Genomic DNA, 11,995 nt, shown 5'->3' with positions numbered 1-11,995 from the left:
CCGATTGGAAGCACACAAAAGGCTTGAAGCTGAGCTGAACGTCGACGTGGTAAAGGAAAACTTTTATCTGATCGCTCAGATGGTGAAGAAATACTACGATGAACTGATTGTTCAGGGATTTGAGGAAAAACAGGCACTGTACATTGCCGGTGAACTCTCGAATAAGTTGAATGGGTTTAAATGACATGGCAGAGGGCATTGAATATAAACAATATTCACGGCATTTTGCTACGCTGATCGGATATCCTGAATTGAATTCATTAACTGCTCAGCAGCTTGATCTGATAGCTGTATTGATGGAAAGTCAGTATCGATCAGGGGTACATGATTCAAAAACACTGAGTGATCTTAGCGTGAGGGTTAATTTTGAAGGAATTGAGAAAGTCGTCAAGCAAGCGATTGACAAAGAATTTAAAAATCTATCAAGACTCTATAAACCTGAGATATATTGAACTAAATTCGCAGACGTTTGCGAATTTAAGGCATCCTTTCGAGGGTGCTTTTTTCATGGACTTTTTTTCGTTCTGCAGTCCTTAAAGAACAGTACGAAAACCACTATTTGAACTGTCGCAGGGCCATCGTGGAACTGCCCAGGGCAAGGAGGAAGAAACATGAAAACAAGTCTTTTGAGATATCCGCTTCGCCTGCAGTATTTTGCAGAGCCACAAGGAGGTAATCCAACACCGCCTGGGTCAACACCCCCGGCACCGGCAGGCGATCCACCTGCCGATCCACCGACACCACCGGCAGGAGCAAGTAACGGCCAAGGGTCTCAACTGACACTTGAATCGGTACAGAAGTTCCTGAATGAGGATGAAGGCGGCAAGAAGTGGTTGAATTCATTTGCTGACAGCCGCGTGACGCAAGGCATTAATACCTTCAAGGAAAAGTCTCTTCCTGAGATTCTTGAGAACGAAATTTCCAAGCGGTACCCAGCAGAAACGCCAGAGCAAAAAGCACTTCGCGAACTGAAACAAAAGTTCGAGGAATCGGAGAAAGAGCGGTCCAGAGAAGCGCTCAAAAGCAAGGCTCTGACTGCAGCGACAGCTAAAGGATTGCCAGCCGATCTTGTCGACTTCTTTTTGGGCAAGGATGAAGAGTCAACAACGGCTAACATCGGAAAGCTAGAAGAGGCTTTCAAGGCCTTTGAACAAAAGATTGTGAACGATAAGTTCAAACAGAATGGCGGGACACCGCCGGCAAGTGGTAGCCAAGGAACAACGCTGACACTTGAAGATGTGAATAAAATGACTGCCGAGGAAATCAACAAGCGGTGGGACGAAGTTCAGAAACTATTAAAATCATAACAGGAGAGTGAACAAACATGGCACTAGACGCATTTATTCCAAAAATCTGGAGTGCACGGCTGTTGCTTGCACTGCAGAATACGCTTGTTTTTGGTCAGCTGAATGTGGTCAATCGAGATTATGAAGGCGAAATTTCTGCACAGGGTGACACGGTCAATATCCAGGAAATCGGTGATGTCACGATTGGCGATTATACCAAAAACACGAACATGTCTGATCCCGAAACGCTGGACGGGGACACTCGCCAGCTGGTCATCACTCAGTCAAAGTTCTTTAACTTTCAGGTTGATGATGTCGACAAGGCTCAGCAGAATCCTAAAGTCATGGATGCGGCGATGCAGAAAGCAGGATATGGGCTTAGAAATGTAGCCGACAAGTTCATTGCAAGTCATTATACTGATGCCAGCAACACAATTGGTACAGACGCTGCTCCGTCATCTGTTGATAAAACGACCGCTTATGAAGCACTTGTCGATCTATCTACTAAACTGGATGAAGCTGATGTGCCAGAGCAGGGACGCTATGTAGTTATTCCACCATGGTATGAAGGGCTACTGCTGAAAGATGACCGCTTTGTGAAGTCGGGCGACATGAATTCAGCGATTCGTCTACTCAATGGTCAGGTTGGCCAAGCGGCAGGATTCAGCATCCTGAAATCGAACAATGCGCCACACATCCCAGCCGGTTCCGGTGTGTTGGATAATTATAAGATCATTGCCGGCCACGCTATGGCTCTTTCTTTTGCGGAACAGATCAACAGTGTTGAAGCGTACCGCCCAGAAAAGCGCTTTGCTGATGCAGTAAAAGGCCTTCACATGTACGGCTGCAAGACGGTACATCCTGAAGCACTTGCTGTGCTGAGTGCGGCTCGCCCGGCTTGATGAAATTATCTGATGGGAGTGAAAGCTGATGTGGGTTAAAAATACTCGTACCAACAAAAAATGGTTTGTTCCTGATGAACAGGGAAAACGGTTGCTGAAAGATAAAGATTATGAATCTGCTGAACCATCAGCAGATTCGGCTGTGAACCTAGCAGAACTGACTGTCGAAGCACTGAGAAAGCGGGCAGCCGATAAGGCCGTTCCGGGTTATCAGTCCTTGAATAAGGATGCACTGATCAAAGCACTGAACGGTGACCAGACTGACGAGCAAGCTGTAACTGAAGCAAACAGCCAGGATTCGGTTGATCAGCAGCCTGCTGCGAGTCCTGCAAAATGAGCGGAGGGGTAATCGATGACAAAGGATGAAGCAAAACAGCTTGTCGATTACCTCACCAAGTACGAAGACCGAATCATTCGGGACATCGGCCGGCAGTATAAAACATCATTGGACAAGATGATTGCCGAACTCTCACGAGTCTACATGAAAAGCGGCAGTGACGAACTGAGCTTTGCCGACGTGAATCGATTTAACGATCTGGCCCGGCTTGAAAACCTGGTCATACAACAGGCTGATAAACTGCACCAGCAGAATCGGAGCTCTGTTCTGGGCCTGTTGATTGCCGTTTATATTTATGCCTTTGATGCTCAAAAGGGCAGTATTGAAACAGGTGTAAAAAAAGCCATTGGTCGACCATTCCCACTATCAGATACGCCTGATGCTAAGGTCATCCGGCTTATGCAGAGCAGGCCGAGCAGTCAGGTCAGCAAGCTTCTGGATGCGCTTGAAAAAGATGATATTCGAGGGTTGAAGCTGGATCCGGCTCTGGAACGAAATCGGAATATGATTATCCAGGACATTAAACAGGCCTTGGAGCGAGGATTCATCGAGAAAAAAGGCTATACTGCCATGGCGAAGGATATTCAGAATGCTTTTGATATGAGTTTCAACCGCGCGACAACAATTGCTCAGACCGAAGGGCACCGGGTCAGAGAGACAGCTTCATATGACAGTGCCATGAACGCGAACGCTCAAGGCATTAAGATGCAGAAATCATGGATGAATATGGGTGATAGCCGAGTTCGGCATCGCCCTGGGGCAAATCACGTGGTCATGGAAGGTCAGACTAGGGAAGTTGATCAATCATTTGATCTCGGATGGGGAATACAAGCCCAAGTGCCTTCCCAAAGTGGTGATCCGGCCAATGACATTAGGTGCCGCTGTATAGCGCTATATAAAATTGTCGGTATAGATCCTTCGCTGAACAAGCTCAAGAAAGGGATGTTCTCCGTTGACTGATCCAAATGAATTAATGACGCTGGACGAACTGAAAACGCGGCTTGGTATTGCTTTAGATGATACCTCACAAAATGCCAAACTTCAGAGTGACCTAGATGATGCGGTGGTCGAAGCCTGTGACTGGTGTCATCGGGATTTTTACGATACAAATGGTAATCCAAGTATGCCGGCTTCGATCAAAAAAGGTATTGCTCTGATGATTAAGATGGATATGAATAGTGATCCAGCCGATGCTTCAGTTATCTCCGAAACGATCGGCGGTATGAGCCAGACCTTTTCTTCAGATCCGACATTACGATATGGACGTGTTTATACCCTATGGCGTCCCTATCGAAAAGTGCATTTTGTTTAAGGTGGTGAAGCAAATGGGAGTAAAGATCAAGGATCAGAGCAAGATAGGGGATCTACTCAAAGCGTTCAATCAAGACCATAAAATCAAGATCGGTTACTTTGGTTCCAATGCAGACAAGAAGAGCGGGGATTCAGATATCACACTTGGGAATCTAGCAGCTATTCAAGAGTTTGGTTGCAAGATACCCGTTACGGATAAGATGCGGGCCTATTTGGCATCACAAGGCCTGTTTCTCAAGAAGGACACAAAGTTTATCAACATTCCTGAACGATCATTCATCCGATCGGGATGGGATAATGCTGAGAACGATGTCCTGGATAAGCTGGATAGTCTGTTGAATGAGGTGATTCAGGCTAGTTTCCCAATTGATAAGCTACTTGATGTAATCGGTCTAGAATCTAAAGGTAAGCTGCAGCAATATGCCCGTGATCTGAACAGTCCACCGAACCATCCGTTCACTGTCGCACAAAAGGGATCCTCAAATCCGTTGGTTGATACAGGTGAGATGATCGGCGCTATGGACTACGAGGTGGATTGAGATGGCCTTATACAAGTTCAAGAGACTCATTGATAAATATAATGTGGGTTTTAAATTAATGATTGATGACCCGAACGCCGGTCACTATGACGGCGGCGAATGGGTTCCGGATGATCCTGCTGAAATTGATGGACACGGTGCAATTGTTCCCCTTCCTCAGTCGCTGATTTATCAGAGTGGAGGAACGCTAACTCAATTTGACCGGACGCTTTACACGGACATGATGATTCCGCTCCGAAGCAAGGTTAACTATGGGGAAGCACATTATACGGTTGTCTCGAAAACGCCATACAGTGATTATGCGGATTTTGATCAATATGTTCTCAAGTCGGATGACACGCAGGTGCAAGCGGGCGGTGGTTCCTCATGATTGATTACAAAGCAATCAACACAGCACTAATCAATGTGATCCAGAATAAGTTCGGTCATCCGGTTATCGTCAGTAACGGTACCGGCCCCCAGCCGGACTATCCATTCTGCACATTCAACGTGATTACACCTTATATTCCCATTGGCACCGGTAATAATCAGCCGGAATCATTGACTGAGACAGTTGAGGCAGTGATCTCATTTACTTGGCATGCTCAAAAGCATGCAGATGCCCTGAATCTCGCTGTGCAGACAGCAGTCATGTTGAAATCAGCATCTGTGCGTCAGATCCTAGGAGATCAGGGCATCGTCATTGTTAGCGTAACGAATGCCAGTGCGAGAGATACATTTCTCACGGTCGATACTGAGCGGAATGCCGGCTTTGATCTACGTATCAGAGTTGTTAATGTCTATGAAGACGTAGATGTTGAGACAATTGATACGGTATCGAATCCTACAAATACAAATTAATAAGGAGGCATTAATATGCCACTTCAAGATGTTACAGTCAACATCAATCTTGTTAAACCGGCTGCCCTGATCGGATTGGGGCGGCCTTTAATATTGGCTGATAAAGCGGGTGATCCGGTTTATAAGGCTTATTCTGATCTTGATTCCGTAAAAGTCGATTATGCAGACACAACCAATGCCTATAAAAAAGCTGCAGCTATTTTTTCACAGGGTAGCAACCGGCCAGATCAGATATATATCGCAAACTATGATCCGACTTCTGACGGTGGAACGACTCCAGGTTATAAGTTGGTTGAGGCGGTCAACGCTTATAAAGAAAAGGACTGGGAATTCCTAATTCTAGCAGATGCTGTCCAGGCCGATAAAGTCGCCGTGGCGCAGATCGTGGAAGGTTTCGGTGTTAAGATGCTGGTCATCAAGGTTGACACAGAGGCGGATCGTGCCGCGTTCAAAACATATGACCGGACCATTGTCTTTTATCATCCTGCTGCTGATGAAAATCCAGACGCCGCACTTGTTGGCGCTTGTGGATCACTTCCGGTCGGAAGCATTACCTGGAAGTTCAAGTCTTTGGTCGGCATTACTCCACAAGACTTCACAGTAACTGAAGTCACAGCAATTCACACGGATGGTGCGATCTGCTATATCACAAAAGCCGGTGTTGCTCAGACCAGCGAGGGCATCGTTGGATCCGGCGAATATATCGACGTCATTCACAGCAAAGACTGGATCAAAGTCAACATGGAGAATGACGTGCAGACGGTACTCCAAAATGCACCAAAAGTGCCTTATGACAACCAAGGTATTGGACTGCTGGAAGGTGCGGTGACGAACGTTCTTCAGACCGCATTCAGGAATGGCATTATTGCTGCAGACAAAGATGACCAGCCAATCTTTTCTGTCACGGCTCTGACACGCGATGAGGTATCCATATCTGACCGAGCCAACAGAATCTATAATGGCCTATCGTTCAGCTTCGATCTGGCCGGGGCAATTCATACGGCCACTATTACCGGCGAAATTGCCGCATAAGGGAGGAATGATAAATCATGACTGATGTACGTACTTATGATCCAAATCTCGTGACTGTATCTGTGAATGGCATTGCACTTGTCGGGTTTTCAGACGGCGCTCTGGTTCAGTGCAGCAAAGATAATGATAGCTTTACCACAAAGGTCTCTGCTCAGGGATCGGTTGGGGTAGCCATTAACAATAATAATCTTGGTACAATCAAAGTCACGCTGATGCAGACATCGCCGTCTGTTACGTACCTGAATCAGCTAGCGAAGTCAAAGACACCTTTTCCGATCTGGGTAACTTCGGCAAATGATATCAAGGAAAAATTCGGTGGTACTCAGGCACTGATTAAACAGCCGGCAGATTCCAAGTTTTCAAACGCCGTTGAAGACCGTGAATTTGACTTTACCGTGTTTGACTACAATGCGTCGTGATGTGAATGACGCGGAAAAGACAGATCAATAAAAATCAGAGAAGACGGCCACAAGCGGCCGTCTTTCGTCATATTGAATCCATATCAAAAGAGGAGAAAAAGCCCATGGCCAAGTTTGGCGAAAAGAAAACTATTGAAATTGAAGGCGAAAAATACACCTTCCAGCATCCTGGTATTCGAGAGGCTGTAAAAATGCGTGACCGGAATAAGAACGCAACAACTGGTCAGCTGATTGAAGAAAAATATTATGCCGACATCATGAGTCTGGTCATTGTCGAGCCGAAAGTGAACTGGGATTACTGGAATGACCACAACGGCTTTAACGATGTGATGGGTGAGGCTGCCACGTTTCTTAATTCCTAAACTGCAGACACACGGTTACTACAGAAAAAAGGCCAGTGAAAACTGGTATTTCTGGCGGCCCATCATGAGTGAGAAATTAACTTATGAAGAAGCATGTCGGATGTCTACAGACGATTTGATGGAATGTAATGCGGCTTTGGACATAACGATCGATCAAGTTAAAAAGCAGTCAAATAAGAAATGAGTGCTGAAAAAACGGCGCTCTTTTTTTATTTGCGATTTCAGAGCAAGGGGGGAAACTGAATGGCACTTCGTGAGACAAGCGTAGAAGTTAATATTCTTGGTAATATAAAGCCTCTGCAGCAGATCAATGACATGATCGATAATATCACAAAGCAAGCTCAGAAAATGGGCTCCATTCTGGACCAGGCTCTGAAACCCCTGGATAGCGCAAGAAGCTCAATGAGCGGTGTCAGCAATGCATCTAATAGCGCAACGCAGGCCATGAATAATGCAGCCAGGGCAGCCGGAACAGCCTCCGGTCATATACAAGAAATGGGGCAAACGGCTGCGACTGCAGATCAGCACATGTCTAGCATGACTCATAGCATGCATGGCATGGGCACGGAATCCGCGACACTATCCCAGCGCATTCACGCTAATATGGGCGATATCATGATGGCCGGCATGGCAATGACGGCTGCTGGTTATGGTGTCGGTAAAGCTGTCGGTTATACGGTTAAATCTGCTGCCGACTTTGATCAAGCGATGGCAGATGCCAAGTCTGTAATGGATCCGACTGATGTGAAAAAATATAGTTCAGCGCTGTCTGATCTTGCTATTCAGCAAGGCATAAAGACAAAGTACTCCGCGACGGAAGCAGCGCAAGCCGAAGGTGAATTGGCGAAAGCCGGGCTTACTACGTCACAGATTATGCAAGGAGGTCTGGCCGGCGCTCTTTCCCTTGCGACTGCTGGTGATCTTAATCTGACTGATGCCGCAAATATCGCATCAACCGCGCTGAATACTTTCCACGATCGAGGCATGACTGTAGCCAAGGCAGCGGATATATTGGCCGGTGCGGCAAACGCAAGTGCGACTGATGTAAATGATTTGAAGTTCTCCTTGTCCATGGCTGGTACAGTAGCGGCCAGCGTTGGTCTTTCGATGAAAGATACTGCTGCAGGTTTGGCTGTGATGGCGCAAAATGGTTTGAAGGGTTCCGATGCCGGTACTTCTCTCAAACAGATGTTGATGAATCTGACGCCAATGACAAATACGGCTTACAATGAGTTTGAAAACCTGGGCTTGATGACTATGAACACAAGTAAGGCAATGCAAGCACTGAGAGATAATGGGGTCAGACCATTATCAACCAATAGCACAGATCTAAACGATCAATTGCAGAAACTAGCTGCAAAGCTATCTGACTCTAAAGTTGGATCGGCTACGGCTACGAAAGAGTTTGTCAAGCTTACATCATCAACTGGGGCAATCCATTCAGCTTTTTATAACACCAATGGGCAGATTAAGAGCATGTCTGATATTGCTCAAATTTTACAGTCCCATTTGCATAATCTTAATAGTGAACAACGTCAGCAAGCCCTGTATACGATTTTTGGTTCGGATGCCATTCGGAGTGCCAACATTTTATATCAGGCAGGTGCCAAGGGCATCGATTCCATGGCCACAAGCATGAGCAAGATTAAAGCGGCCGATGTGGCAAAGCAGAAGATGGATACATTCAAAGGATCTGTCGAACAACTGCGAGGATCTGCGGAAACAATGGGCATTGCATTTGGAAACTTAGTTCTTCCTTCGCTGACGGCACTTATTGGTGTATTGACGAATGTAATTAATTTTATGATCAGGTTACCAGCGCCGATTAAAATAGCGCTGATTGTTCTCACTGCATTTACGGCGGCAGCATTAATTGGAACTGGAGCTCTTATAGGACTAGGAATAACAATAGCGGCGTTAAGAATGACTGTAGCGACACTTGCACCTTCGTTTATGGCAACTACTGTGGCTGCGGGAACATCTACAGTCGCAGTCGGGGGATTTGGTGCTGCTCTATCTGCTGCCCTTTGGCCAGTAACGTTGATTGTGCTAGGAGTCGCGGCCTTGGCTGCTGGAGCATATCTTGTAATCAAAAATTGGTCGTCAATTAAGACATTCTTCAGTAATCTCTTTAACAGTATTTTTGGCAGTATTATGAAAATTAATGCCGTTCGATCGATATTCAATACACTGAAGAGCATTGCCGTTAGTGCATTTTCAGTTATTCGTTCATCTGTCGGAAGTGCTATGTCTGCGGTTTCAGGCGTCATAGTGAGCGGACTTCGCACGGTACAAAGCTGGTGGAAATCCATTTGGCCGCAGTTAAGCACCGTTTTGCGGACTGTTTTCAATGTCATGAAAACGATTGTCCATGTCACCTTATTCCCTCTTTTTCTAGCAATAAGCATCGCTTTAGGCGTATTGAAAAACTCATGGCGAAGCATTTGGAATACCTTTGCTTCAGCAGTCAAATTAGTTTTTGACATTATTGTGACATGGGTGAAAGTTGGATGGCATTTAGTCAGTGGCATCATTACGGTCGGGCTTGATCTTCTGACAGGAAAATGGGGCAAAGCGTGGACTGATCTCAAAAATATGGTCGGGAATATCTGGAACGATTTGAAATCCGGATTCAAAACGATCATGGGTGACATGCTTAGCCTGGCGGTCAACGGGGCAAAGGCGATAGGAAACGGTCTGGTCGGCGGGATCGCCGGAGCAGTTAACGGTGTATCGGCAGGCATTAACTGGATCCTGGACAAAGTCAGTGCACCGAAAAAACTACGGATCCCTTACTGGACACCTCCAAAATTCGCAAACGGAACTGATGGGGCTCCCGGAGGTCCTTCGATACTTGGCGATGGTGGGAAGAATGAACTTTTTCGAACACCGGCTGGTCAGATGGGACTAAGCCCAGCACAGAGTACACTCTATGATCTACCACGCGGTACGCAGGTGCTCAATGGTGATAAAACAGAGCGTCTGCTTGGTGCATTACCGCATTTTGCAGGCGGTGTTGGCAGCTGGATCAGTAATGCGGCTTCATCTGTCTGGAACGGAGTTAAATCCGTTGGAAATGCTGTCAAAAACACAGCAGTTGATGCGTGGAGTTACCTGAGCGATCCCGGAAAAATGTTCAATATGATCGTGGGTAAGTTCGTCAACATGAACGGTCTGACAGCCATTCCTGTCGGCATCATAAACGGTATGATCGATAAGGTTAAGTCTGGGATCGGAAACTTCTTTAATTCGATCATGGGCAGTCTTACCGGTGGCGGCGGATCAACAGCTGTTAAAGCATGGGTAGCGCAGGCTCTGAAGCTGTCCGGCGCCCCTGCAAGCTGGACAAGCGCTCTTGAAACAATTGCCATGAAGGAATCTGGAGGAAATCCGCGGGCCGTGAACGGATGGGACAGCAATGCCAAAGCTGGTCATCCATCAATGGGTCTGATGCAGACTATTCAGAGCACATTCAACGCCTATGCTCAGAAAGGGCACACGGATATTCTGAATCCAGTGGACAATATCATCGCGGCAATCGGCTATATCAAAGCGAGATATGGAACGGCATTTAATGTTCCGGGCATCGTTTCGATGATGCACGGCGGTGCATATAAAGGCTATGCAACCGGCGGCGTCGCAAGTCAACCTCAGGTTGCATCATTGGCTGAGCATAGATATCCGGAATACGTCATTTCTACAGAACCGGCTCTGCGTAATCGTTCACTTGGTCTGTATAATCAGCTGGGCCAAGCACTTGGCATTCAGCCAGGTTCAGGAAATACTGGGGCCCTGTCTCAGGCCTATGCTCCGGACAACTCGCAGACGATGACTTATAACCGATCAAATCGATCGATCGTTTACAGCCCTCAAGTGACGATTACCGTAGACAATAATAACAGCAGTTCTGATGGCGTGCGGCAAGCTGTGAAGGATGAATTGGACAAGCAATATACTGAATTGAAGAATCTTTATGAGCCAGAGGTGGCTATCTGATGGCAAAGCTCGGAAATGTTGACCTGTTAATCGAATCTGAAAAGCTGAATACATCCGTCCAGGCTACTGCGTATCCGGTCGATTCTGGAGAACCAATAACTGATCATGTCCAGCGCCAGCCTCAGACGTTGACACTGGACGGGTTCATCTTATCGGATACCGGATATAAAACGCAGCTTCAGTATTTAAGAGACTGCTTGAACAAGGGCACGCTCTTGCATTATACCGGCCGTTGTATCGCGACGAATGTCATTATCATCAGCATTGATGATTCTCGGACGGCCGATGTGGGCAATGGATCTGCGCTCAGTATCCAGCTGCAGTATATTCGTATCGTTAAAGAGCAATGGACTGCAACAAAAGCGAAGGCGAAAACACAGAAAAAAACGGTTGGTAAAAAGAAAAAAACGATCAAAAAAAAGTCATCTAAGGTATATGTTAAAGTTAAATCTGGCAATACGTACTGGGGAATGATGATGAAATATGGTACACTAGTTTCTACGCTTGAAAAGTGGAATCCATGGCCGGCCAGACGAATTCCAATCGGCGTGAGAATGAGGGTGAAATAATGAATCATGATTATATTGATATCGACAAAACACAGTTGCCGTTTCGGTTTGAATTTGAATCTGAGAACGACACATTTTTTATCGACATCGACTATAACGAATCCAATGATTTCTTCACGGCTACTCTTTACGATGCCTTAGGTCAAGTACTCGTTGCTGGAGAAAAGCTTATTCTGAATATGCCGCTTTTCAACGAGATCAATAATCCAGAAAGCTTTCCAGCTGAGAATCTAATTCCCATCGATGAATCTGAGCAGACTCAACGGATCACATGGGATAATTTTGGGTCAACTGTATTTCTATGCATTGACGATCTCCCGGATGATACTGACTCAGAAACAGGCCCTAACATGGCTGATCTTGGAAATAGCGATGATGCGGACTTGAACAACGGAGGGTGAT

16 protein-coding genes are annotated in these 11,995 nt (G+C 46.2%); all 16 read left to right on the top strand.

Annotation, left to right across the window (positions count from 1 at the left end; all coding sequences use genetic code 11):
* Positions 1 to 4 precede the first annotated feature (4 nt).
* The 16 genes from COP04_RS13890 to COP04_RS13815 all read left to right on the top strand — a co-directional run bounded on the left by COP04_RS13890 (position 5) and on the right by COP04_RS13815 (position 11,994).
* A complete protein-coding gene (locus tag COP04_RS13890; protein WP_100488564.1) occupies positions 5 to 184 on the top strand; it encodes a hypothetical protein in 180 nt (59 codons plus the stop codon).
* 1 nt (position 185) lies between these two features.
* Complete coding sequence (locus COP04_RS13885; RefSeq protein ID WP_100488563.1) at positions 186 to 452, top strand: hypothetical protein; 267 nt, start codon at positions 186 to 188, stop codon at positions 450 to 452.
* Between the two features lie 159 nt (positions 453 to 611).
* On the top strand, positions 612 to 1,307 hold the full coding sequence (locus tag COP04_RS13880; protein WP_100488562.1) for a DUF4355 domain-containing protein: 696 nt from the start codon (positions 612 to 614) through the stop codon (positions 1,305 to 1,307).
* Between the two features lie 17 nt (positions 1,308 to 1,324).
* Entirely contained in the window at positions 1,325 to 2,188 is an 864-nt protein-coding gene (locus COP04_RS13875) for a phage major capsid protein (protein WP_100488561.1), read from the top strand.
* A 28-nt stretch (positions 2,189 to 2,216) separates the two neighbouring features.
* Positions 2,217 to 2,525, top strand: coding sequence for a hypothetical protein (locus COP04_RS13870; RefSeq protein ID WP_100488560.1), 309 nt, complete (start codon positions 2,217 to 2,219; stop codon positions 2,523 to 2,525).
* Positions 2,526 to 2,540: 15 nt separating this feature from the next.
* Positions 2,541 to 3,485, top strand: coding sequence for a phage minor head protein (locus tag COP04_RS13865; RefSeq protein WP_100488559.1), 945 nt, complete (start codon positions 2,541 to 2,543; stop codon positions 3,483 to 3,485).
* On the top strand, positions 3,478 to 3,837 hold the full coding sequence (locus COP04_RS13860; protein ID WP_239984875.1) for a phage head-tail connector protein: 360 nt from the start codon (positions 3,478 to 3,480) through the stop codon (positions 3,835 to 3,837). The genes COP04_RS13865 and COP04_RS13860 overlap by 8 nt, the downstream gene beginning before the upstream one ends.
* Before the next feature lie 13 nt (positions 3,838 to 3,850).
* Entirely contained in the window at positions 3,851 to 4,375 is a 525-nt protein-coding gene (locus tag COP04_RS13855; RefSeq protein ID WP_100488558.1) for a hypothetical protein, read from the top strand.
* 1 nt (position 4,376) lies between these two features.
* Complete coding sequence (locus COP04_RS13850) at positions 4,377 to 4,745, top strand: hypothetical protein (RefSeq protein ID WP_239984874.1); 369 nt, start codon at positions 4,377 to 4,379, stop codon at positions 4,743 to 4,745.
* Positions 4,742 to 5,215, top strand: coding sequence for a phage neck terminator protein (locus tag COP04_RS13845; protein ID WP_100488557.1), 474 nt, complete (start codon positions 4,742 to 4,744; stop codon positions 5,213 to 5,215). The genes COP04_RS13850 and COP04_RS13845 overlap by 4 nt, the downstream gene beginning before the upstream one ends.
* Positions 5,216 to 5,230: 15 nt before the next feature.
* Positions 5,231 to 6,247 carry a DUF3383 family protein gene (locus tag COP04_RS13840; protein ID WP_100488556.1) on the top strand — a complete coding sequence of 339 codons (1,017 nt, stop codon included), beginning with the start codon at positions 5,231 to 5,233 and terminating at the stop codon, positions 6,245 to 6,247.
* Positions 6,248 to 6,264: 17 nt separating this feature from the next.
* Positions 6,265 to 6,666 carry a phage structural protein gene (locus tag COP04_RS13835; RefSeq protein WP_100488555.1) on the top strand — a complete coding sequence of 134 codons (402 nt, stop codon included), beginning with the start codon at positions 6,265 to 6,267 and terminating at the stop codon, positions 6,664 to 6,666.
* A gap of 104 nt (positions 6,667 to 6,770) precedes the next feature.
* Positions 6,771 to 7,028: a hypothetical protein gene (locus COP04_RS13830; RefSeq protein WP_100488554.1), complete on the top strand. Its 258-nt coding sequence runs from the start codon at positions 6,771 to 6,773 to the stop codon at positions 7,026 to 7,028.
* A 243-nt stretch (positions 7,029 to 7,271) separates the two neighbouring features.
* Positions 7,272 to 11,024: a phage tail tape measure protein gene (locus tag COP04_RS13825; RefSeq protein ID WP_100488553.1), complete on the top strand. Its 3,753-nt coding sequence runs from the start codon at positions 7,272 to 7,274 to the stop codon at positions 11,022 to 11,024.
* Positions 11,024 to 11,593 (top strand): phage baseplate protein, encoded by a 570-nt coding sequence (locus COP04_RS13820; RefSeq protein WP_100488552.1) that lies wholly within the window; start codon positions 11,024 to 11,026, stop codon positions 11,591 to 11,593. The genes COP04_RS13825 and COP04_RS13820 overlap by 1 nt, the downstream gene beginning before the upstream one ends.
* On the top strand, positions 11,593 to 11,994 hold the full coding sequence (locus COP04_RS13815; protein WP_100488551.1) for a phage baseplate plug family protein: 402 nt from the start codon (positions 11,593 to 11,595) through the stop codon (positions 11,992 to 11,994). Before COP04_RS13820 ends, COP04_RS13815 begins: the two co-directional genes overlap by 1 nt.
* The last annotated feature ends 1 nt before the right edge of the window (position 11,995 follow it).

The organism is Sporolactobacillus pectinivorans (genome assembly GCF_002802965.1).
Taxonomy (GTDB): domain Bacteria; phylum Bacillota; class Bacilli; order Bacillales; family Sporolactobacillaceae; genus Sporolactobacillus; species Sporolactobacillus pectinivorans.
The sequence above is the reverse complement of the archived record's forward strand: the minus strand, read 5'-3'. Positions and strand labels throughout refer to the sequence as shown.

Excerpts from the sequence above, each read along its gene's own strand:
- COP04_RS13875 (WP_100488561.1), top strand. The coding sequence starts at position 1,325 with ATGGCACTAGACGCATTTATTCCAAAAATCTGGAGTGCACGGCTGTTG.
- COP04_RS13870 (WP_100488560.1), top strand. The coding sequence starts at position 2,217 with ATGTGGGTTAAAAATACTCGTACCAACAAAAAATGGTTTGTTCCTGAT.
- COP04_RS13845 (WP_100488557.1), top strand. The coding sequence starts at position 4,742 with ATGATTGATTACAAAGCAATCAACACAGCACTAATCAATGTGATCCAG.
- COP04_RS13885 (WP_100488563.1), top strand. The coding sequence starts at position 186 with ATGGCAGAGGGCATTGAATATAAACAATATTCACGGCATTTTGCTACG.
- COP04_RS13855 (WP_100488558.1), top strand. The coding sequence starts at position 3,851 with ATGGGAGTAAAGATCAAGGATCAGAGCAAGATAGGGGATCTACTCAAA.
- COP04_RS13825 (WP_100488553.1), top strand. The coding sequence starts at position 7,272 with ATGGCACTTCGTGAGACAAGCGTAGAAGTTAATATTCTTGGTAATATA.
- COP04_RS13830 (WP_100488554.1), top strand. The coding sequence starts at position 6,771 with ATGGCCAAGTTTGGCGAAAAGAAAACTATTGAAATTGAAGGCGAAAAA.
- COP04_RS13835 (WP_100488555.1), top strand. The coding sequence starts at position 6,265 with ATGACTGATGTACGTACTTATGATCCAAATCTCGTGACTGTATCTGTG.
- COP04_RS13840 (WP_100488556.1), top strand. The coding sequence starts at position 5,231 with ATGCCACTTCAAGATGTTACAGTCAACATCAATCTTGTTAAACCGGCT.
- COP04_RS13880 (WP_100488562.1), top strand. The coding sequence starts at position 612 with ATGAAAACAAGTCTTTTGAGATATCCGCTTCGCCTGCAGTATTTTGCA.
- COP04_RS13865 (WP_100488559.1), top strand. The coding sequence starts at position 2,541 with ATGACAAAGGATGAAGCAAAACAGCTTGTCGATTACCTCACCAAGTAC.
- COP04_RS13815 (WP_100488551.1), top strand. The coding sequence starts at position 11,593 with ATGAATCATGATTATATTGATATCGACAAAACACAGTTGCCGTTTCGG.
- COP04_RS13820 (WP_100488552.1), top strand. The coding sequence starts at position 11,024 with ATGGCAAAGCTCGGAAATGTTGACCTGTTAATCGAATCTGAAAAGCTG.
- COP04_RS13850 (WP_239984874.1), top strand. The coding sequence starts at position 4,377 with ATGGCCTTATACAAGTTCAAGAGACTCATTGATAAATATAATGTGGGT.